Source organism: Agrobacterium sp. LY4 (genome assembly GCF_001526585.1).
Lineage (GTDB): Bacteria > Pseudomonadota > Alphaproteobacteria > Rhizobiales > Rhizobiaceae > Agrobacterium > Agrobacterium leguminum.
On sequence record NZ_ASYA01000006.1, the window covers coordinates 48736 to 69467 of the forward strand.

The window sequence follows — 20732 nt, forward strand, 5'->3', positions numbered from 1 at the left end:
GTGGTAATTACCAGCTAAATTATTGATACTACACACGTCGTGTGTCCTGCAGGGGTCGCCACCTTCCCTTTTGTCAATGAAGAATGGTTGGGTCTGATAGCAGCGCGCGATCGGTCTACGTTGGCATCTCTGCTATTCTTCATCTTTCTCCATTTCACGAGATAACCGAAACCCGGTCCGATCAGCTACCGCCGACAACCTATTCAACAAGGGTCAGAGGTCGCTCGTTCAGATCGTGGCCAGTCACGTAGAGAAAGAGAAAAACGCGACCACACCGCCGATCAAGAGGGTGATTGGAAAAAACACACTGTCGCTAAAGCTTTCATTCGATCCACTCTCTTGGCCTTGTTGATAAGGTATTGGGTATGATCCCGTTGGCAAACGCTTTTACAGCGGCGACGGCAAGTCGATTGGACAGTATTACGCCGACAGCGGCCATTGAAAGTCAGCCGTCGAAGCGCTCCTGCAACAACTGCCTGCCACGCGCTAGTGCGCTTTCGATTGTGTCTCCATCCCACGAGAACTCCAAAAGTCTCTGCTGAGAATCTTTCGTAACGCTCATGTTGACAACACCGGGCTTAATCCTTGTGGAGGCCCAATCGTACTTATAGCCATCGTCCGTCACTTTGCCTGAAAACATCGCATCAAGGTGACGCTCGACGGTCCTGTTTAGAGGTTCCCAAGTATAATCCTTGATCAGAAGGCAGACCTGATGGTCATAATGTTCCGCTTCGAAAACTACAGTTGTCCGGTTGTGAGATGACCACTCCACCGACGTCGACGTCCTCTTTACGTCGACATTCAGATCATCGCATCCCATGCAACCGCACGCGCAGCGGCCTATGGTGAGATGACCTTCGTGCCCTTCGGTGAGCTGGCGAATAAGGTCGGAGGGATCGAGACCCAGGTGATCTTTTCCAATCCAGTCCGTGCCATCAACGGTAAACCTCACTTCGTAAGTGTTGTCTTCGTGATTAGGGAGGATTTGATAACACAGGCTGCTCATAATAACTTGACGGTACAGACATGTTTCCATGTCCGCAATGGGCCAATAGCCATCATCAGAATCAGCGACGGCGGCCACACGCTTTAGCCAATTTGCATACTTGCGCCGTCCACCCTCCCCCAAGCAAGAACGCCAGCGCCAGCCCCTTTACCTTACCCCTGCCCCATCAACGTGAAATACCCCCACACCGCCACGAAAAACGCAATGACAGCCGCAATCGTCAGAGCCTTCTTCGCTTTCGGCCCCAGCGGTTCGCGTGGTTTTTTCGGCGGCACCGGTTTGCGGAACTTCACCACATTGTCGTTCATTCTATCTTCGTCCTGACTATCGCTGCTGAAAGCTCAGCCGCGTTTATGGCATCGATCTTCCCGGATTTATCTCTAGCAGACCAGAACTATCATAAATATTACCAAGTTTTCACTTCACCCTTGGGGCAAGCTATGTCACTTCCCACAATCAGAGGAATACAGCGGCGACAGATGGACGGACAAACCGGAGAGCGGCGACAACCCTCTGTGGTATTTTGAACTTTGCGGGTGACGAGAATGAATGACGCCAATACGAGTGGCAGCGATACCGAAAACAGCCAGCCCGATCTGCGCGAGATTCTGGGAACGAACAGAAACGGCCGCAAGAAAAAGTCGCGTCGGTATCTCTATGCCGCAGCAGCCCTTGTGCTGATTGGCGGGGGCCTCGGTTATTATTACCAGTCACGCGCGGCAGGTGTCGCCTATAGCTATACCACGGAAGCGGCGCGTCAGGGCGATCTCTCGGTCATCGTCACCTCTACCGGCTCGGTTCAGCCGACGGATCAGGTCGATATATCGAGCGAACTGTCCGGCACCGTGCGCAAGGTCAACGTCACCTATAACAGCCCGGTCAAGGCGGGAGACGTATTGGCGGAGCTGGATACCAACAAGCTCGAAGCCGACGTGCAGAGCGCCCGCGCCAAGCTTGCCTCCGCCAAGGCCAATGTGCTGAAGGCGCACGCCGATCTCGGCTCGGCCAAAACCTCCATGGAGCGCCTGAAATCGCTGGTGCAGAACCGGGTCTCCAGCCAGCAGGATCTGGACGCCGCGCAGTTCACCCATGATGCGGCTGCCGCGACGCTCGAAGTCAACGAGGCGACCGTGCTTTCGGCGGAAGCGGATCTAAGGCTCGCCGAGGTCAATCTCGGCAAGGCCAAGATCGTCTCGCCCATCGATGGCGTCATCCTCACCCGCAGCGTCGATCCCGGCGCCACCGTCGCCTCCTCGCTCAATGCCCCGGTGCTGTTCACCATCGCCGGCGATCTGCGCCACATGGAATTGCAGGTCTCGGTGGATGAGGCCGATGTCGGTAAGGTCGAGACCGGTCAGAAGGCCAATTTTAACGTCGATGCCTATCCCGACCGCAGCTTTCCGGCCGAGATCGAGACCGTGCGCTTCGCGTCGGAAACCGTATCCAACGTGGTGACCTACAAGGGCATATTGACAGTCGATAATGAGGAACTGCTGCTGCGCCCCGGCATGACGGCAACCGCCAACATCATCGTCGAGGAAATCAAGGATGCCCTGCTGGTGCCGAATTCCGCGCTCCGTTATACGCCGCCGCGCGAATCCGCCTCCCGTGGCGGCGGGTTGATGAGCCTGTTCCGCCCGCCGCGCATGGGCCGCTCTCAGAGCCGCGATGCCGGTCAGGCGGCTGCGGCCGGCAAAAGAACGGTCTGGGTGCTGCGCAACAACACGCCAGTCTCCGTCGCCATCGAAACCGGCTCCACCGACGGCCAGCATACCGTGGTAAAATCGGGCGAGCTGAAAGCCGACGATCAGGTGATTACCGACGCCACGGCCCGCAACGCCGGCTGACGGAGGACAAGCCCATGCAACAGCCGCCGCTCATCGAATTCCGCGATGTCGTCAAGCAATATGGCCGCGGCGAAGCGACCATCCGCGCGCTCGATGGCGTCAGCCTCTCCATTCATGAGAAGGAATTCGTCGCCATCATGGGGCCGTCCGGCTCCGGCAAATCCACCTCGATGAATATCATCGGCTGTCTGGATGTGCCGACATCAGGCGAATATCTGTTCCAGGGCGTGCCGACCAGCGGCTTCGATAATGAACACCTGACGCTGTTGCGCCGGCACATGCTGGGTTTCGTGTTTCAGGGCTTCAACCTTCTCTCGCGCACCTCGGCGGTGGAGAATGTCGAGCTGCCGCTGATCTATCGCGGCATGAAGGCCTCGGAGCGGCGCGCGCGCGCCATGGAGGCGCTGGCGCAGGTGGGCCTGAAAGGCCGCGAGGACCACACCACGCAGGAGCTTTCCGGCGGCCAGCAGCAGCGCGTGGCCATTGCCCGCGCCATCGTCACCCGCCCCGCTTTGCTTCTGGCCGACGAGCCGACCGGCAATCTCGATACGAAGACCAGCATCGAAATCATGGAATTGATTACCGCGCTCAACCGCGACAGGGGCATAACGGTGGTCATGGTCACCCATGAAGAAGATATCGCCGCCCATGCCGGACGCCTCCTGCGTTTCGTCGATGGCCACCTCGCCTCCGACAGCGCGACGGACAAAAAGGAGACCGCCGATGTTCTTTGAAACGTCGCGTCTTGCGCTGCGCGCCATCAGCCGCAACCTCCTGCGCTCCTTCCTCACCGTGCTCGGCGTCGTCATCGGCGTGGCCGCCGTCATCGCCATGGTCACCATCGGCAACGGCACGACCGAACAGGTGAAATCGGAGCTTTCGCGGCTCGGCACCAACATGCTGTTCGTTCGCCCCGGCCAGTTCGGCCCCGGAAGGGCCAGCACCGAAGCCAAGCGCTTCGATGACCGCGATGTCGAGGCCATCCGCAACCAGATATCAGGCATCCGCGCCGTCGCACCGCAGAACCGCAGCTCCGCCGCAACCGTCATTTTCGGCGGCAAGAACCACCAGACAAGCGTCATCGGCACCACCAACGACTATCTGATCGCGCAGGACTGGACCATCGCGCTCGGTCGCGATTTCCAGCCCGCTGAAGATCGCGGCGGCCAGATCGGCTGCATCATCGGCGAAACGGTGCGGCAGGAACTCTTCGGCGCGGAAAACCCGGTGGGGCAGACGATCCGCGTCAGCAACATCTCCTGCCCCGTCATCGGTGTGCTGGGCAGGAAAGGCCAGTCCGGCCTCGGCGACGATCAGGATGACACGGTCATCATGCCGCTGAAAATCCATCAGCGGCGCATCGGCGGCACCACCACCATTTCCTCGATCATGGTCTCTGCACAGGATGGCGTATCGACTGCCAAGGTGCAGAGCGACCTGCAGAACCTGCTGCGCGAGCGCCGCCGCATCGGCATCGGCCGTGAGGATGATTTCACCGTCAACGACATGACGCAGATCGCCTCGGCCATGACCGGCACGACGACGCTGCTGACCGGGCTTCTCGGCGCGGTCGCGGCCGTCAGCCTTCTGGTCGGCGGCATCGGCATCATGAACATTATGCTGGTTTCGGTGACGGAACGCACCCGCGAGATCGGCATTCGCCTTGCCATCGGCGCACTGGAAAAACAGGTACTGACCCAGTTTCTGGTGGAAGCCGTCATGCTGTCGGCCTTCGGCGGCCTTGTCGGCATCCTCACCGGCCTCGGCCTTGCTTATGCCGTCGTCGGTTATCTCAACGTGCCCTTCGTCACCAGCCCGTCGATCATCTTCCTCGCCTTCGCCTTTTCGGCGGCCATCGGGGTGATTTTCGGCTATTTCCCGGCACGACGGGCGGCGAGCCTGAGCCCGATAGAAGCCTTGCGGCATGAATGAAAGCCGGCGTTCAAACCGCAACTGGCGTTATGTAACAACCTCTTCCCGGGGATTGACCCGATCCGCTTCAGTCGCTCACCGGGGAGCGTGCACTATCCACCCACTCTTCGAGCGCGCGCTCTATGTCGTCCTGATAGGACGGCAGGTTTTCCTTCTCGCTGATGGCGCGGAGATACATTTCCACGGCATTCCGTTGCAAAGGGGTCAGTAAGGAAAACGTCTCATGGCACCCGCGCAGATAGGTGGCGAATTCGTGCCTGTAGTCGCCATCGAGATCGGCGATCATATAGGCGGGCAAATGAAATCGCATTCCTTCAGCATCAAGGAAGGCGGGGCTGCCGGAATGTCTGTTGAGGTCCTTCAGCGGGATCGCGGCCCAGTCACTCTTCTCATCGCCAGCGCGACATGCGGCGCGAACCTCATGGCTCGCATAGTCGTCAAGCGCCTGTGCCTCGGAAAGGCCGACGCCGCCACCCAGCGTAACACCCGCAAATGCCTCTCGCACCGCGGCTTTCGCATTCGCGATATTATCGGGTTGCGACCTCATCAAATCGTCTGCCTGTTCAATGATGCGCTCCCCCACTCCCGTCACCATGCACTGTCGGCCAGTCTCCACCCTCGGTCCGTTCGAGCGCGGGACTATTCAACGCGTCACCCCTGGATGCCGCAGATCCCTTTATCTCCTCCCAGTAAAACGCAAGGCAAACAATACCGGCAATCAGCGTCAGGCCAGCCACGACGCTGGCGACGATCAGCCCTATCGTCCAGATATCAATCGAGGCGCTGCTGATGTCCATCCCGCTTCACTCCCCACGATCAATCCCGCCGGCGGTCCAAAACGCCTTCCAGCATGGACGACAGGCGGTTCCGCCCCTCCCGCCAAACCTCGCGGAATATCCGATATCCTCGCTGATCTTGCGTCAGGGCGTCAATCGGATAGGCTCGCCCTCGAGTTTACCGGATGGAGTTTGGATGTTCAAATCGGTATCGGACAGCGCCGCTGCCGCAGACGGCGGTTCGCTCGCGCTCTTCGTGGAACGAATTGACGGACAGACGGAGGTGTTTGTGATCAATCGCTCCCTCGCATCACGCGGAACGCCCGACTACAACAAGGTCAGCTCGAGCCTGCGATCACTTGCCGAGGAGGATTGCGGGACGATCGCCGCGGCTCTGGAGCCTCTATTGACAGCGACACCATCGATTCATCCGCTGGCGGATTTTATCGATACGCTGAAACAGCAATCATGATCCTTCGAAAGCTGATTTGCGCGGGACGCAGTTTGCGGAAAATGAATCTGAAACCTCTCATCTGTCATCCTCGGGCTTGACCCGAGGATCTACAAAGGTCTCAAGGGATTTGACGGGGATGGATCCTCGGGTCAAGCCCGAGGATGACGTCGCGTTTGTGGGAGCGCTGTGTGCATCAGAAAGGTCTGTCTCTCCATCGCAGAGATAGCGTAACCAATCAAACGTTGGCCTCTGCCTCACGCTGCTTTGCCAGCGCCGCCAGATCGGCGGGCTTCAACTCTACCGATTCACCGCAGCCGCAGGCGGATGTCTGGTTCGGATTGTTGAAGGTGAAACCGGAGCGCATCTTGGTCACTTCGAAATCCATCTGGGTGCCGAGCAGATAAAGCACGGCGGAAGGCTGAACCCAGACCTTCGCCCCTTCGAATTCGACCAGATCGTCCTTCGCATCCGGTTCGGTCACGAGGTCGATGGTATATTCCATGCCCGCGCAGCCACCCTTCTTGATGCCGACGCGCACGCCCCTGGCATCCGGTCCGGAATTTTCGACGATTGCTTTAACGCGCGAGGCAGCAGCCCCGGTCATGGTCATGATCGCAAAGCCCATGGGCTCATTTCTCCTTCGACAACCGAGTTCAAGGCTCGATGCTTATGGATTTCAATCTAATAGCGCCTGAGAGTGTCATCAAGGGATGACACCCGTCAAAATCAGGTCAATACCAGCCGACAGCGACCTGTGCTTCTTCCGACATGCGGTCCGGCGTCCACGGCGGGTCGAAGGTCATTTCGACCACGACACCGGAAACACCCTCGACGGCACCGACAGCATTTTCCACCCAGCCCGGCATTTCACCGGCCACCGGGCAACCGGGCGCCGTCAGCGTCATGACGATCTTGACCATCCGGTCGTCCTCGATGTCGATCTTGTAGACGAGACCGAGTTCGAAGATATCGGCCGGAATTTCCGGGTCGTAGACGGTCTTCAGCGCCGCAATCACGTCGTCGCTGAGGCGTGCCAGCTCATCCGGCGGAATGGTCGAAACCTTTTCCTGAGCTTCGGTCGCATCCTGGGTCTTTGCAGTGGCTTCGGCAGTCATGGTCTTAAACCTCAATCCTGATCTCTAGAATCCCGATATCAGGCGAAAAATTTGCGCGCATATTCCAGCGCTTCAACAAGAGAGTCTACTTCGGCGCGGGTATTGTAAAGGCCGAACGATGCCCGGCATGTGGAGGTGACGCCGAAGCGTTTCAAGAGCGGCATGGCGCAATGGGTGCCCGCACGTACCGCAACGCCGCGCCGGTCGATTACCATCGAGACATCATGGGCGTGAATGCCCTCAAGCTCGAAGGAGAAGATGCCGCCCTTGTCAGGCGCATTGCCGATGATGCGCAGCGAATTGATCTCTCGCAACCGCTCGGCAGCGTAAGCCGCAAGATCGGCCTCGTGTGCTGCAATCGCGGCGCGGCCGAGATTGTCCATGTAATCCAGCGCGTAACCGAGGCCGATGGCCTGCACGATGGGCGGCGTGCCGGCTTCGAAACGGTGCGGCGGCTCGTTATAGGTCACATTGTCTTCGGTAACGTCGAGGATCATCTCCCCACCGCCCTGGAACGGCCGCATCTCGCGCAAGCGGTCAGCCTTGCCATAAAGCACGCCGATGCCCGAGGGACCGTAAAGCTTGTGGCCGGTCATCACATACCAATCGCAATCGATATCGCGCACATCGACCGGCATGTGAACCGCGCCCTGCGAACCGTCGATCAACACCGGAATGCCACGCTCATGGGCAATGCGGCAGATTTCCTTGACCGGCACGATGGTGCCGAGCGCATTCGACATATGGGTGATGGCAACGAGCTTGGTGCGCTCCGTCAGGCTTTTTTCGAAAGCCTCGATATGAAACGCGCCGTCATCGTCCACAGGCACCCAGACGAGCTTCGCACCCTGCCGTTCGCGAATGAAGTGCCACGGCACGATGTTGGAATGATGCTCCATGATCGAAATGACGATCTCGTCGCCCTCGCCGATCTTCGGCATGCCGTAACCGTAAGCGACCGTATTGATCGCTTCCGTTGAGGATTTGGTGAAGACGATCTCGTCCACCGAACCGGCATTGAGGAAACGGCGCACCTTTTCGCGCGCCGCCTCATAGGCGTCGGTTGCGGCATTGGAGAGGAAATGCAGGCCGCGATGCACATTCGCATACTCATTGGCATAAGCATGCGAAACGGCGTCGATCACCACCTGCGGTTTTTGAGCGGACGCGCCGTTGTCGAGATAGACCAGCGGCTTGCCATAGACCTCGCGCGACAGGATCGGAAAATCCTTCCGCACGGCTTCGATGTCATAAGGGGCCGCCACTGCGGCGCGTTCGCTCTCAGGCATGATGTTCCAGCCAGCCGGAGATGATCGTCTCCAGCGCCTCTACCAGATTTTCTTCTTCCAGTTCCTCAACGATCTCGGCGACGAAGGCGTTGACGAGCATCGCCCGCGCCTTTGCCCGCGGCACGCCGCGCGCCATCAGGTAATAGAGATGGTTGTCGCTGATATCGGCAACCGTCGCACCATGGCCGCACTGAACGTCGTCAGCGAAGATTTCCAGTTCCGGCTTAGCCGAGAACTCGCCATCGTCGGACATCAGAAGCGTATTGCACGCCATCTTCGCGTCGGTCTTCTGGGCATCGGGCGCCACCCGGATCATGCCCTGGAAAATGCCCTTTGCACGGTCGAACACCACGTTGCGGAACACTTCCGTCGAGGTCGTGTTCGGCACGTTGTGGCCGAGAACCATCGTCACGTCGGTATGGGTTTCGCCACCCAACAGGTTGACGCCGCGAACGATGAGGTCCGTGCCCTCGCCTTCCACGTCGATGCGCAGTTCCTGCCGCACCAGCTTGCCGCCGGCATTGACAATGAACAGGCGAATCTTGGCATTCGCACCGATTTTCATGCGCAGCTGGCCAAGATGGATATCGGCCGCACCTTGTTGCTGCAGGATGATCCAGGTCACTTCCGCGCCGTCTTCAACGACGATGTCAGTAACGGAGGAAACGAAGGCTGCATCAGGGGTCACCGAGAGGTGACGCTCGATGACGGTTGCCTTGGAGCCCTTGCCGAAACGGATCGGGAAGCGGCTGTGAACCTGGCCTGCGCCATGGACCGCCTGCAATTCGATCGGCTTCTCAATCTCGGCATCGGCCGGGATCTCGAGCACCAGACCATCGCGCACGAAGCTACCATTGATGCGGCCAATCGCGTCATCCTTGCTGGCTTCAGCAAGGCCGGCGGCGGCGGAGCCGTCGAGCAGGCTTTCGGCAAAACGCGAAACACGGACGTCCTCGATCTTGCCGATATCGGCCGTGCCATGCTGCAGATAGGCAACCAGCGAGCCGGCAACCGTCGGCGCCAGCTTCTCGATAACAGGCGCGGGCCGGTCTTCCGGAACGGCGCGCAGCAGGCTCTTCAGATCGGTATAGTGCCACGCCTCGATGCGGCGGGTCGGAAGACCGCCGGTCTTCAGATCGTCGAACAGCACGTCACGCGCGGCAACAACAGCGCCGTCGCCCGGCAATTCGCTGAACTTGGCGGTGTAAGCGTCGACCAGCGCGGTTTCCGCTGGCGTCAGCCGGTTGGTAGCTTGAATGTTCATGGACATCACCTCCTGGCCTTTGACTTAGGCCGCTTCACCGATGATGTCGGCGTAACCGTTGTTTTCCAGTTCCAGCGCCAAAGCCTTGTCACCCGAGCGGATGATCTTGCCCTTGTAGAGAACGTGAACGCTGTCAGGCACGATATAGTCGAGCAGACGCTGATAGTGGGTGATGACGACGGTGGCGCGATCCGGCGACTTCAGCGCGTTGACGCCGTCAGCCACGATCTTCAGCGCGTCGATGTCGAGACCGCTATCGGTTTCGTCGAGAACGCAGAGCTTCGGCTCCAAGAGCGCCATCTGCAGGATTTCAGCGCGCTTCTTCTCACCGCCGGAAAAGCCGACGTTCAGCGGACGCTTCAGCATCTCCATGTCGATCTTCAGATCGCCGGCGGCTTCCTTGACGCGACGGATGAAGTCCGGCGTCGTCAATTCGGACTCGCCGCGCGCCTTGCGCTGCTCGTTCATCGCAACCTTCAGAAACTGCATGGTGGCGACGCCGGGAATTTCAACCGGATACTGGAAGGCAAGGAAAATGCCCTTGGCGGCGCGCTCGGCGGCGTCCAGTTCCAGAATGCTTTCGCCGTTATAGAGAATGTCACCAGAGGTGACTTCATAATCTTCGCGGCCCGACAGGATGTAGGACAGCGTCGACTTGCCGGAACCGTTCGGGCCCATGATGGCGGCGACTTCACCAGCGGCAACCTTCAGGTTGAGGCCCTTGATGATCTCGGTTTCGGTATCGGCGATCTTTGCGTGCAGGTCGATGATTTCAAGCATGGATGTATCCTAAGAATTGTGTGAGCGAAGGTGCGCGAACATCGCGCACTCAAGTGCGTGTCTGGGTGACGATCAGCCGACCGAACCTTCCAGCGAAATGCCGATCAGCTTCTGCGCTTCCACGGCAAACTCCATCGGCAGTTCCTGAATGACTTCCTTGACGAAGCCGTTGACGATCAGCGCGATCGCCGCTTCTTCGGGAATGCCGCGCTGCAGGCAATAGAACAGCTGGTCTTCGGAAATCTTCGACGTCGTTGCCTCGTGCTCGAAATGCGCCGACGAGTTCTTCGCCTCGATATAGGGCACCGTATGCGCGCCGCACTTGTCGCCGATCAGGAGCGAGTCGCACTGCGTGAAGTTGCGCGTGTTGGTCGCCTTGCGGTGGGCCGAGACCTGGCCGCGATAGACGTTTTCCGAGAAACCGGCGGCGATGCCCTTGGCGATGATGCGGCTCGACGTGTTCTTGCCGAGATGGATCATCTTGGTGCCGCTATCGATCTGCTGATGGCCGTTGGAAACCGCGATCGAATAGAACTCGCCACGGCTGTCATCGCCGCGCAGGATGCAGGACGGGTATTTCCAGGTGATGGCCGAGCCGGTTTCCACCTGCGTCCACGAAATCTTCGAACGGTCGCCGCGGCAATCGCCACGCTTGGTCACGAAGTTGTAGATACCGCCCTTGCCTTCCTTGTCGCCCGGATACCAGTTCTGGACGGTGGAATATTTGATTTCGGCATCGTCGAGCGCCACAAGCTCGACCACTGCGGCGTGAAGCTGGTTCTCGTCGCGCTGCGGCGCCGTGCAGCCTTCCAGATAGGAGACGTAGGCGCCCTCTTCGGCGATGATCAGCGTGCGCTCGAACTGGCCGGTGTTCTTCTCGTTGATGCGGAAATAGGTGGAAAGCTCCATCGGGCACCGAACGCCCTTCGGCACGAAGACGAAGGAACCGTCGGTGAAGACGGCCGAGTTCAGCGTCGCGTAGAAATTGTCCGTCGTCGGAACGACAGAGCCCAGATATTTCTTCACCAGTTCCGGATGCTCGCGCACGGCTTCCGAAATCGACATGAAGATGACGCCGGCTTTCGCCAGTTCCGCCTTGAAGGTGGTGACAACCGAGACGCTGTCGAACACGGCATCCACCGCAACCGGGCGCTTTTCGACGCCGGCGAGGATTTCCTGTTCCTTCAGCGGAATGCCGAGCTTCTCATAGACCTTCAAAAGCTCCGGGTCGACTTCATCGAGCGACTTCGGGCCGGGCGCGGTCTTCGGCGCGGCATAATAATAGAGATCGTTGAAGTCGATCTTGGGGTAGCTGACGCGCGCCCAGGTCGGCTCTTCCATCGTCAGCCAGCGCTTGTAAGCCTCAAGACGCCATTCCAGCATCCATTCCGGCTCCTGCTTCTTGGCCGAGATGAAACGGATCACCTCTTCCGAAAGGCCCTTCGGGGCCTTGTCGACTTCGATATTGGTTTCGAAGCCGTATTTATACTGGTCCACATCGATCTGGCGGACCTGATCGATCGTTTCCTGAACCGCTGCCATGTCGTTCTCCAATCTCGCCGGAGCCAAGGTCCGGTGGCTTGTCAACGTATCAAGGCGGAAAGCCGCCTTATCCATCTTCGGGCAATGTCACCGCGCCGTTAAGCGGGGCGGAGCTTATACCCATGTAAGTGCGGGATGGCGCTTTTCACACATCCCGGCAAGCGGAAAATTGCTATTCCGCAATTCTTTGCCGCATTTTAAGCGGCCTGACCGGAAAGCCTGCGCCGCCCGGCAATTTTCGCAAACGCCGCAAGCGTCCGTTCTATATCGGCCTCATCAGTCGCATGGCCAAGGGAAATCCTCAGTGCGCCAAGCTTGGGATCACGCCCCATGGCCGTCAGCACATGGCTTTCCCCCACCTTGCCGGATGAGCAGGCCGAACCGGCAGAGAGCGCAATGCCTTCAATATCGAAAGCGATCTGCCCCGTTTCCGCCTTCAGGCCCGGCAGGGTGAAAAACGTGGTATTGCCAACGCGGGCAACGTCCTCGCCGTGGATGATCACGTCAGGCGCGCTCACCCGCATGCCGTCTTCCAGCCGCGCCCGCAGAGCGGCAAGACGCGCCACTTCAATCTCGAGATTCCGGGCCGCCACAGCGGCAGCGGCACCAAAACCAATGACCGACAGGGTATTTTCCGTGCCGGAACGATGCCCCTTCTCCTGCCCGCCGCCATGGATCAGCGGCTTCGGCATCATCACCTCGCCGCGCGAGATGAGAGCACCAGCCCCCTTGGGGCCACCGAGCTTGTGGGACGAGACAACAAGGAAATCGGCATCGAGCGCATTGATATCGAGCGGAACCCGGCCTGCCGCCTGAACGGCATCAACCACCATCAATCCACCCGCCGCATGCACCAGCCGCGCCGTTTCCGCCACCGGTTGGAGGATGCCGGTCTCATTGTTCACCAGCATGCAGGCAACCATCGGCAGGCCGGTGGAAGCATCATGCGAAGACAGAAGCGCCTCAAGTGCGGCAAGATCGATGACACCCGCTGACGTAACGGGAATTTCCGTAACGTCAGCCTTGCCGAACCGGCCGCCTTCGCGAAAGGCGGGGTGCTCGATAGCGGAGACGTAAAGACGGCCATAGCGCACTGGAGCGCGCCCCATCTTGAATTCAGGCGTCAGCACCAGATTGGCGGCTTCCGTCGCGCCGCTGGTGAAGGTGACGTGGGCAGCCTGCGCGCTAACAAGTGCCGCAACCTCGCGGCGGGCGCCCTCAACGGCGGCGCGGGCGGCACGCCCTTCCCGGTGGACGGAAGACGGATTGCCGGCAAGATCGAGCGCGGAGACGAGAACATCGCGCACGGCGGGCAAAAGCGGCGCCGTCGCGTTCCAGTCCATATATGTCCGCGTCAAAACCGTCATGACGATGAGGCTTCATCCAATCTTCAATGCGCCAAAACGCATTTTTCTTGAAATTACAGTTGCGCTTGCCTTATGACACCACCCGAGTGCTTTAGCACACGCAAAGTTTCGAATTATTCTAAACTGCGTTCTAGAAAAGATGACACAGTTCGTCAAGTCTTCTCATCGGAAGAATGCGGTTGGAGAATGAAAAAACACGACCGGAGTACCAATGCCCGAAGTCATCTTTAACGGCCCTGCGGGTCGCCTCGAAGGCCGTTATCAACCCTCCAAGGAAAAGAGCGCGCCGATAGCGATCATCCTTCATCCGCACCCGCAGTTTGGCGGCACGATGAACAACCAGATCGTTTATCAGCTCTTCTATCTTTTCCAGAAGCGCGGCTTCACGACGCTCCGGTTCAATTTCCGCTCCATCGGCCGCAGCCAGGGCGAATTCGACCATGGCGCGGGCGAGCTTTCCGACGCCGCCTCCGCGCTCGACTGGGTGCAGAGCCTGCATCCCGATTCGAAAAGCTGCTGGGTCGCGGGTTACTCCTTCGGCGCCTGGATCGGCATGCAGCTCCTGATGCGCCGCCCGGAAATCGAAGGCTTCATGTCGATTGCGCCGCAGCCCAATACCTACGACTTCTCCTTCCTCGCCCCCTGCCCGTCGTCGGGCCTCATCATCAACGGCGATTCCGACAAGGTCGCGCCTGAGAAGGATGTGAACGGCCTGGTGGAGAAGCTGAAGACCCAGAAGGGCATCCTCATCACCCACCGCACCGTTCCCGGCGCCAACCACTTCTTCAACGGCAAGGTGGACGACCTGATGGGCGAATGCGAGGACTATCTCGACCGCCGCCTCAATGGCGAACTGGTGCCGGAACCGGCGGCGAAGCGCATTCGGTGATTGGCTGCGCCTCTTGGCGGGCGGCTCGATTTTTCTAAAATGATCGCCGGAGGGTGCGGTTTACCCCCCTCTGCCCTGCCGGGCATCTCCCCCTCAAGGGGGGAGATCAGCTAGACGCCTGCTCCTCGCCCGAGCTGCTACGTTCAAGGTGGCCGATAGGTCGCCCCGATTCGATCTCCCCCCTTGAGGGGGAGATGCCCGGCAGGGCAGAGGGGGGTAAACCGCACCCTCCGCCGTCTAACGTGATCGCACCAAAACCCCACCCGTCACCGGCTCCTTCACCCCCGTCGTCCCGGGATAGGTCAGCGGCAAACCCTTCAGCGAACGCACCGCCAGATAGGCCCAGGCCTCCGCCTCCATCGCCCCGCCATCGAAACCCGCCTCTTCCGCCGCGATCACCCGCGCTCCGGACTTTGCGGCAAGGTCTGCAAACTCCGCCATGATCACCGGATTGAGCCGCCCGCCGCCACAAACGACATAGGTCTTCGCCGCCTCCGGCAGATAGCTCGCCGACTTCAGAATCGCCGCCCCCGTCAGATGCGCCAGCGTCCGCGCCCCATCCGCCAGCGAGACCTCCCCCTTTTTCGGCGGCACAAAATCGCTACGGTCCAGCGACCGGCGGATATTGGCTGAAAAAAACGGGCTTTCCATATAACGCGCCACCAGCGACGCGACGACGCTGCCGCCCGCCGCCGTCTTCCCGCCCTTGTCGAAGGCTTTCCCCGTATGCGCCTCGATCCACTGGTCGATCAGCATATTGCCGGGGCCACTGTCGAAAGCGGCAAGCCGCCCCGCCTCACCGATATAGGTGAGATTGGAGATACCGCCGATATTGACGAAGACGGTCGGCGTTTCGAACCCATCGGGCAGATTGGCGGAAAGCGCCATGTGATAGGCCGGGATCAGCGGCGCACCCTGCCCGCCATGCACCATATCATTGGCCCGCATGTCGTAAACCACATCGATGCCGGTTTCGGAGGCCAGAAGCGCGCCGTCGCCGATCTGCACGGTCAACGCCTCATCCGGCCGGTGCAGCACCGTCTGGCCGTGAAAACCGATCACATCGATATCGCCGGGCTGGAGCCGGTGACGATGGAGGAAGGATTTGACCGCCGCCGCATGGGCAAGCGTCAGCTTGCGCTCGGCCTCCACTAGGTCGCCGGGACGTTCGCGTCGTTCACGAATAGCTTTGGCCGTGACCAATGCCTTCTGCCAGATGGCGCGCAGGCCCGGATCGTAGGGGAAATACCCACTCGGCCCATGCCGAACCACGCTCTCGCCATCCGTGCGCAAAAGGGCGATATCGATGCCGTCCATCGATGTGCCGCTCATCAGCCCGATTGCCGTTTTGACCTCGCCCACCTGCCGCTCCCCTGCAATCACGAATCATCATGGAGTGAATCCCGACATTCATGGCCGAAACGGGTGCACATTTCAAAAAACAATGATAAAGCCGCGACGGTCATTGGTTTTCGATGGCCGCAAAGATCAAACCAGAAAGTAAAAGGTTATGTCCAGGTTCAAGTCCGATTTCCTCCGCACGCTCGATGAGCGCGGCTTCATTCACCAGATCTCCGATGAGGCAGGTCTCGACGAACTGTTCGCCAAGGAAACCGTGACCGCCTATATCGGCTATGACCCGACGGCTTCGAGTTTGCATGTCGGCCACCTCACCCAGATCATGATGCTGCACTGGATGCAGAAGACCGGCCACCAGCCGATCTCGCTGATGGGTGGCGGCACCGGCATGGTCGGCGATCCCTCCTTCAAGGAAGAGGCCCGCAAGCTGATGACGATCGACATGATCGAGGACAACATCACCTCGCTCAAGCATGTCTTCGCCAATTACCTCGATTATGACCGCGCCAACAATCCGGCGCTGATGATCAACAATGCCGACTGGCTGCGTGGTCTGAACTATCTCGAATTCCTGCGCGATGTCGGCCGCCATTTCTCGGTCAACCGCATGCTGTCCTTCGACAGCGTGAAGACGCGCCTCGACCGCGAACAATCGCTGTCCTTCCTCGAATTCAACTACATGATCCTGCAGGCCTACGATTTCGTGGAGCTGAACCAGCGCACCGGCTGCCGCCTGCAGATGGGCGGCTCGGACCAGTGGGGCAACATCATCAACGGCATCGATCTCGGTCACCGCATGGGGACACCGCAACTTTACGCGCTGACTTCGCCGCTTCTGACCACCTCTTCCGGTGCGAAAATGGGCAAGTCCGCTTCCGGCGCGGTATGGCTGAACAAGGACCTGCTGCCGGTCTATGATTTCTGGCAATACTGGCGCAACACGGAAGATGCGGACGTGGTTCGCTTTTCGAAACTCTTCACCACGCTGCCGATGGATGAGATCGCCCGTATCGCCGCCCTTGGCGGATCGGAGATCAACGAGGCGAAGAAAATCCTCGCGACCGAAGTGACGGCCATCCTGCATGGCCGCGCTGCTGCGGAAGAAGCAGCGGAGACGGCGCGAAAGACTTTCGAAGAAGGTGCGCTCGCCGAAAACCTGCCCTCATCGAGGTTCCGACATCCGAACTCGATGCCGGCCTCGGCGTTCTCTCGCTCATCGTCCGTGCCGGTCTCGCCGGCTCGAACGGCGAGGCCCGCCGCCACGTTCAGGGCGGTGCGGTGAAGATCAACGACATCGGCGTTTCGGATGAGCGCCAGACGGTCGGTTCCGGTGAAATCACCGGCGACGGCGTCATCAAGCTGTCGGTCGGCAAGAAGAAGCACGTTCTGGTTCGCCCGGCGTAAGACTTACAAAAACATCGTGTCGAGGACTGCGAAAGCGGTCCTCGATGCGCCTATACCCCCACTTCCGTCATGCCGGACTAGATCCGGCATCCAGCCACGGCGCGTCTGCGCCGTGAAAGGGCTCTCGCGCGATCAAGGACTTGATCGCACTGGACCCCGGATCAGGTCCGGGGTGACGGAGTGCGGGTGCACCCGTTCTCGCCAAACAGCCGCTTGCGCCAGGCTTTGCGACGCTCCATTCACTGAAATTCGAAAATCTGCCGGAAGACGCCCGGCGCGATCAGCGACAGCGGATTGATCGTCAGCTTCGGCTGGTCCGTCTGGCCGGAGAGCTTGAAGGTGATGCCGAGCAACCCCCGGTCGCGGCCATTGCCGAGGAAGATGCCGATGAAGGGTAGCTCGCCGAACAGCCGGTTCAACCCATAGGCGGGCATGAAGGTGCCGGTCATGTCCATGCGGCCGCTCTGGTCCTTCAGCAGCCCCTGGAAGGTCGCGCCGATCTGCTCGCCGCGCACGACGCCGTTTTCCACCGCCACCGAACCGTTGACATAAACCAGCCGGGCAAAGCCGCGCTGGAATTTTTCCGAGCTGACATCGATATTGCGGCGCACCGCATTGTTGAGGCTCCTGCCGTCCTCGCCCGTCGGCGTGGCGACGATATCCTGCAGCTTGGCTTCGTTGACGACGGCGAAATTGCGCAGGTCGAGCGATCCGCTCCAGTCGCTGCCATTGGAGGTCGTCAGCGCAAGGTTGAGAAGGCCGCCGCGAATGCGGCTGTAGATATTGGCGAAACGGGCGAGCGACCCCGCATCGCTGCTGGTCAGCGTCACGGTTCCCGTCGCCCCGCGATTGACGGTCTGCGCCACCACCGCCTGGCCGTTGCCCGTGACGCCACGGAAATCGATGGAGCGGACCTTGCCGTCCCGCACGCTGACATCGGAACTGACATTGGCAAGGATTTCATCGTTGAACCCATAGACCTTGTCGAATTGCGTCTTGATGGCAAGGGATGGCTGCGAACGCGACGTCCCGTCACCGCTGCCGGAAGAGCTGCGAAGCTTCGAGAGGAAAGGCCTGACATCGGCGGATTTCCCCGATGCGTTGATGATATAGCCGTTCTTCGAAGCGGCGACCGAAACGGCGTAATTATCGGAGGGCGAAAGCTGCACGCGACTGAGATCGGCTGAAATCAGCCCGTTCTTGCTGAAGGCGATATCGCCGGCAGCGCCGAAGCCGTCGCCGTCGAGCGAGAAGTCGCTGATCGTCGTGCGCCCGTCTCCCATTTCCATGGTGAAGGTGGCGCTGGCGGGAATGCCGATGCCCTTGCTCCAGCCGAGCCCCGGCAGAATGATCGACGCCTTGGTCAGATCGAGCCGGATATCCTGGCGTTTCGGGTCGGCGCCGTCGATTTCAATCGCCGTCGTGCCGCCGAGGACCGTGGAAAGTTCCGGAGCGAGCTTGGCAACCTGCGTTTCGTTCAGGCTTGCCTTCAGCGACAGCGTCGGCGCGATATCGCTGTTCTTGCGCACCGGCTCCGTCATCACGATATCCATCGGCACGTCGTCCACGCGGCCCCTGCCCTCCAGTTTGAGCTGGCGGTCGTCCAGCGTCATGAAACCGTCGAGCGCAGTCACCTTGTGGCCCGCAAAGGGTTTGGTCAGCGACAGGTTCTTCAGATCGAGATCGGCCGTCCACACCGGCGGAGGCGGATTATGGCTGGAAAGCAGGCCAACGGTCAGGTTAGCATGGGCCTTGACATCGCCGGTGAAATCCTCGGGCTTGAACTGCGTATCCTTGAGCGCATTGATGGGTTTGAGCGCCGCAAGCTCGGCCACGGCATCGGCCGAGCCCGAAACGTTCAGTTCGAGATTTCCGAGCAGCGGCTTGTCGTAAACAGCGGAAATGAGAAAACGGCTGTTTTCCAGCGCAAGCGACCGGTTCGACGGGAAATAGGATGTCCCCCGCTTGATATCGACGGCCATCTTGCCGCCGACGAGATCGAAATGCGCATCGACATCGCGCAACGGCGGAATGTCGCCGGTGGTGTTGAGACGCGTATCGTCGATATCGAAACGGATCTGCATTTCGCTTTCGCCGAGCACCAGCGGGCAGCCGGGGCCGCACATCCGTCCCTGCGGGATGAAGATCGCGATTGAGCCATTGGTGACGGTGCCGCCGTAGAGATTGGACACCACCCAGTCACGCGGCTTGTGCGCCATCCAGAACGGCCAGAGCTGCTTGACCGCCGTGGCCTCCATCTTCGGAATCTGCCCGCCGAAACTGATTTCCGGCGACCCCTGGCCGAACCGGATTTTCAGCGATCCCGCCATGTCTCCGAGCGGGCCTGTCACGTAAAGCGAGGGAACGTCGAGCTGCTTCGTCGCCGCCGTAAAATGCCCGTCCGCCTTCAGGCTGAAAGGAACCGGCGCCTCGCCCGAAGCTTCGGACGAAGCAACGGCGTTGTCGATCCGCAGCGAAAGGCCGAAACCGTCTTCCGTATCGCTGATTTCACCGGCGACCGGAAGAATTGTCCGCCCGAGCTCCAGCCGCGAATTATCGATGACAAGGGTGCTTTTGGCAAAGTCATAACGCGCATGGACATTGCCAGCCGTAAAGGTCTGGGACTCACCGCCGATCATCAGCGTTCCATTGCCGAGGCCGAGCGAAATCTCCAGCCGTGGCTCCTGCCCTTCCATGGCGCGCCGAGCGACAATATTGATACCCGTCTTGACGTTCAGGCCTTCATGGAGATTCCCGTCGGGATCGTATTTCTCAAGAAACGGGCCGATATCGAAACCGTCGATGCGGGCTTCAAAACCGTCTATCCGGCCACCCGATCCCGAAGTCTGCAGCGACACGCTGGCAATTTCACCGTTAAACAGCGTTTCTCCATCGAGCGAATATCCGCCCTGCTGATCGGGCGTCAGCGACAATTCGCGCACTTCGACGGTGCGCGGCTTGCCCAACTCTCCGGGCGGCAGGTGAACCGAAACGCTGGAAATATCGATTTCCTCGGTGCCGCTGCTCAGAAAAGCCTGAGCGAGCTTGTCGAGCTGCCCAAAGGCCTCCTGCAATTGCTGCGGCACGGCGTCGAGCTTGACGCTGGCGAGATCGAACCCGTTACCCTTGGGCAAAAGCGCCGTATCGAGCTCCATCCCGTCGGCCTCGAGGCTCTCCACCGAGACGCGGCCGGTAAGAAGCGCAAGCGGATCGAGCGCCATGCCGATTGCCCGCGCCCGGCTCATATGCTGGCCGGATTCCTTCTCGATGATATCCACGTCCTCCGCCACCAGCGCAAGGCGCAGCCCGGTGGAAAACCTGATCGCCGAGGAGCCGATCCGCGCGCTGTAATGGGGGCCGAGCGCCCTTTCCAGCGCCTGTTGCGCCTGGCTGGAAAGCGTCGCATCGATCGATCCCGTCTCGACGGAAAGAATGATGCCGCCGATGGACAGGAAGGCCAGCACGAAAAGCGCTGCGAAAATCTTGATGAAGGCGCGCACCATGGAGCGCGGCGCCGGGCAATGCACGATGATGGGATCCTCGGCCTGCGCCGAAGGAAGATCGTGCAGCGCAATGATATCGCGTCTGCCGAACTTGACCTTTTCACCCCTTACTTCAGCCATACGCCCGTGTTTGCCCTTGAATAGCTTTGTTTCGCCGCAACACCGAAGTGGGATGGCGAAAAGTGTAAGCGGTTTTCGTCCGGAA

18 protein-coding genes and 1 pseudogene are annotated in these 20732 nt (G+C 59.9%); 6 read left to right on the top strand and 13 right to left on the bottom strand.

All coding sequences use genetic code 11. The features are described from left to right. Nucleotides 1–445 precede the first annotated feature (445 nt). Nucleotides 446–1084: a hypothetical protein gene (locus L904_RS08210; RefSeq protein WP_035263313.1), complete on the bottom strand. Its 639-nt coding sequence runs from the start codon at nucleotides 1082–1084 to the stop codon at nucleotides 446–448. A gap of 74 nt (nucleotides 1085–1158) precedes the next feature. Next, the gene (locus L904_RS26840; RefSeq protein WP_080707327.1) at nucleotides 1159–1314 is read right to left on the bottom strand and encodes a hypothetical protein; all 156 of its coding nucleotides are present in this window, start codon (nucleotides 1312–1314) and stop codon (nucleotides 1159–1161) included. A 237-nt stretch (nucleotides 1315–1551) separates the two neighbouring features. Between L904_RS26840 and L904_RS08215 the strand changes: the two genes are divergently transcribed. From L904_RS08215 to L904_RS08225, 3 genes are read left to right on the top strand one after another with little or no spacing between them, the layout of a single operon-like run. After that, a complete protein-coding gene (locus L904_RS08215) occupies nucleotides 1552–2853 on the top strand; it encodes an efflux RND transporter periplasmic adaptor subunit (RefSeq protein ID WP_035263312.1) in 1302 nt (433 codons plus the stop codon). 14 nt (nucleotides 2854–2867) lie between these two features. Further along, nucleotides 2868–3587 carry an ABC transporter ATP-binding protein gene (locus L904_RS08220; RefSeq protein ID WP_020809904.1) on the top strand — a complete coding sequence of 240 codons (720 nt, stop codon included), beginning with the start codon at nucleotides 2868–2870 and terminating at the stop codon, nucleotides 3585–3587. After that, nucleotides 3577–4785 (top strand): ABC transporter permease, encoded by a 1209-nt coding sequence (locus tag L904_RS08225; protein WP_020809905.1) that lies wholly within the window; start codon nucleotides 3577–3579, stop codon nucleotides 4783–4785. The genes L904_RS08220 and L904_RS08225 overlap by 11 nt, the downstream gene beginning before the upstream one ends. Nucleotides 4786–4852: 67 nt before the next feature. Here the strand turns inward: L904_RS08225 and L904_RS08230 are convergent, their stop codons facing one another. Together L904_RS08230 and L904_RS08235 are read right to left on the bottom strand one after the other, a co-directional pair. Further along, complete coding sequence (locus L904_RS08230; RefSeq protein ID WP_196248066.1) at nucleotides 4853–5332, bottom strand: DUF6714 family protein; 480 nt, start codon at nucleotides 5330–5332, stop codon at nucleotides 4853–4855. A 16-nt stretch (nucleotides 5333–5348) separates the two neighbouring features. Next, nucleotides 5349–5582 (bottom strand): hypothetical protein, encoded by a 234-nt coding sequence (locus L904_RS08235; RefSeq protein ID WP_020809907.1) that lies wholly within the window; start codon nucleotides 5580–5582, stop codon nucleotides 5349–5351. Between the two features lie 175 nt (nucleotides 5583–5757). On the opposite strand from L904_RS08235, the gene L904_RS08240 reads away from it, so the two are divergent. Beyond that, nucleotides 5758–6033 (top strand): hypothetical protein, encoded by a 276-nt coding sequence (locus tag L904_RS08240; RefSeq protein WP_020809908.1) that lies wholly within the window; start codon nucleotides 5758–5760, stop codon nucleotides 6031–6033. Nucleotides 6034–6250: 217 nt separating this feature from the next. Here L904_RS08240 and sufA read toward each other — a convergent pair whose 3' ends face one another. The 7 genes from sufA to L904_RS08275 form a co-directional block, all read right to left on the bottom strand. Beyond that, nucleotides 6251–6640 carry a Fe-S cluster assembly scaffold SufA gene (gene sufA, locus L904_RS08245; RefSeq protein WP_003495415.1) on the bottom strand — a complete coding sequence of 130 codons (390 nt, stop codon included), beginning with the start codon at nucleotides 6638–6640 and terminating at the stop codon, nucleotides 6251–6253. Between the two features lie 106 nt (nucleotides 6641–6746). Then, nucleotides 6747–7130, bottom strand: a complete 384-nt coding sequence (locus tag L904_RS08250) for an SUF system Fe-S cluster assembly protein (protein ID WP_003522655.1) — start codon at nucleotides 7128–7130, stop codon at nucleotides 6747–6749. A gap of 38 nt (nucleotides 7131–7168) precedes the next feature. Continuing rightward, nucleotides 7169–8419 carry a cysteine desulfurase gene (locus L904_RS08255; RefSeq protein ID WP_020809909.1) on the bottom strand — a complete coding sequence of 417 codons (1251 nt, stop codon included), beginning with the start codon at nucleotides 8417–8419 and terminating at the stop codon, nucleotides 7169–7171. Next, nucleotides 8412–9683, bottom strand: a complete 1272-nt coding sequence (gene sufD, locus L904_RS08260) for a Fe-S cluster assembly protein SufD (protein WP_020809910.1) — start codon at nucleotides 9681–9683, stop codon at nucleotides 8412–8414. Before sufD ends, L904_RS08255 begins: the two co-directional genes overlap by 8 nt. A 24-nt stretch (nucleotides 9684–9707) precedes the next feature. After that, a complete protein-coding gene (gene sufC, locus L904_RS08265; protein ID WP_003522658.1) occupies nucleotides 9708–10463 on the bottom strand; it encodes a Fe-S cluster assembly ATPase SufC in 756 nt (251 codons plus the stop codon). Nucleotides 10464–10535: 72 nt separating this feature from the next. Then, nucleotides 10536–12005: a Fe-S cluster assembly protein SufB gene (gene sufB, locus L904_RS08270; RefSeq protein WP_020809911.1), complete on the bottom strand. Its 1470-nt coding sequence runs from the start codon at nucleotides 12003–12005 to the stop codon at nucleotides 10536–10538. Between the two features lie 197 nt (nucleotides 12006–12202). Continuing rightward, a complete protein-coding gene (locus L904_RS08275; protein ID WP_031233785.1) occupies nucleotides 12203–13372 on the bottom strand; it encodes a cysteine desulfurase family protein in 1170 nt (389 codons plus the stop codon). A 211-nt stretch (nucleotides 13373–13583) separates the two neighbouring features. On the opposite strand from L904_RS08275, the gene L904_RS08280 reads away from it, so the two are divergent. Continuing rightward, the gene (locus L904_RS08280) at nucleotides 13584–14261 is read left to right on the top strand and encodes an alpha/beta hydrolase (RefSeq protein ID WP_035263309.1); all 678 of its coding nucleotides are present in this window, start codon (nucleotides 13584–13586) and stop codon (nucleotides 14259–14261) included. Nucleotides 14262–14498: 237 nt separating this feature from the next. On the opposite strand, the gene L904_RS08285 is transcribed toward L904_RS08280, so the two are convergent. Continuing rightward, nucleotides 14499–15623 (bottom strand): anhydro-N-acetylmuramic acid kinase, encoded by a 1125-nt coding sequence (locus tag L904_RS08285; protein WP_020812158.1) that lies wholly within the window; start codon nucleotides 15621–15623, stop codon nucleotides 14499–14501. Nucleotides 15624–15771: 148 nt separating this feature from the next. On the opposite strand from L904_RS08285, the pseudogene tyrS reads away from it, so the two are divergent. Continuing rightward, nucleotides 15772–17024, top strand: a pseudogene (gene tyrS, locus L904_RS08290) (tyrosine--tRNA ligase). Nucleotides 17025–17263: 239 nt separating this feature from the next. On the opposite strand, the gene L904_RS08295 reads toward tyrS, so the two are convergent. Further along, nucleotides 17264–20647 (bottom strand): DUF3971 domain-containing protein, encoded by a 3384-nt coding sequence (locus L904_RS08295; RefSeq protein WP_020810869.1) that lies wholly within the window; start codon nucleotides 20645–20647, stop codon nucleotides 17264–17266. Nucleotides 20648–20732 lie beyond the last annotated feature (85 nt).

Coding starts and splice junctions, on each gene's coding strand:
- L904_RS08230 (WP_196248066.1), bottom strand. CDS start 5,332: ATGAGGTCGCAACCCGATAATATCGCGAATGCGAAAGCCGCGGTGCGA.
- sufB (WP_020809911.1), bottom strand. CDS start 12,005: ATGGCAGCGGTTCAGGAAACGATCGATCAGGTCCGCCAGATCGATGTG.
- L904_RS08220 (WP_020809904.1), top strand. CDS start 2,868: ATGCAACAGCCGCCGCTCATCGAATTCCGCGATGTCGTCAAGCAATAT.
- L904_RS08235 (WP_020809907.1), bottom strand. CDS start 5,582: ATGGACATCAGCAGCGCCTCGATTGATATCTGGACGATAGGGCTGATC.
- L904_RS08255 (WP_020809909.1), bottom strand. CDS start 8,419: ATGCCTGAGAGCGAACGCGCCGCAGTGGCGGCCCCTTATGACATCGAA.
- L904_RS08280 (WP_035263309.1), top strand. CDS start 13,584: ATGCCCGAAGTCATCTTTAACGGCCCTGCGGGTCGCCTCGAAGGCCGT.
- L904_RS08250 (WP_003522655.1), bottom strand. CDS start 7,130: ATGACTGCCGAAGCCACTGCAAAGACCCAGGATGCGACCGAAGCTCAG.
- L904_RS08295 (WP_020810869.1), bottom strand. CDS start 20,647: ATGGCTGAAGTAAGGGGTGAAAAGGTCAAGTTCGGCAGACGCGATATC.
- sufA (WP_003495415.1), bottom strand. CDS start 6,640: ATGGGCTTTGCGATCATGACCATGACCGGGGCTGCTGCCTCGCGCGTT.
- L904_RS08275 (WP_031233785.1), bottom strand. CDS start 13,372: ATGACGGTTTTGACGCGGACATATATGGACTGGAACGCGACGGCGCCG.
- L904_RS08240 (WP_020809908.1), top strand. CDS start 5,758: ATGTTCAAATCGGTATCGGACAGCGCCGCTGCCGCAGACGGCGGTTCG.
- sufC (WP_003522658.1), bottom strand. CDS start 10,463: ATGCTTGAAATCATCGACCTGCACGCAAAGATCGCCGATACCGAAACC.
- L904_RS26840 (WP_080707327.1), bottom strand. CDS start 1,314: ATGAACGACAATGTGGTGAAGTTCCGCAAACCGGTGCCGCCGAAAAAA.
- L904_RS08215 (WP_035263312.1), top strand. CDS start 1,552: ATGAATGACGCCAATACGAGTGGCAGCGATACCGAAAACAGCCAGCCC.
- sufD (WP_020809910.1), bottom strand. CDS start 9,683: ATGAACATTCAAGCTACCAACCGGCTGACGCCAGCGGAAACCGCGCTG.
- L904_RS08225 (WP_020809905.1), top strand. CDS start 3,577: ATGTTCTTTGAAACGTCGCGTCTTGCGCTGCGCGCCATCAGCCGCAAC.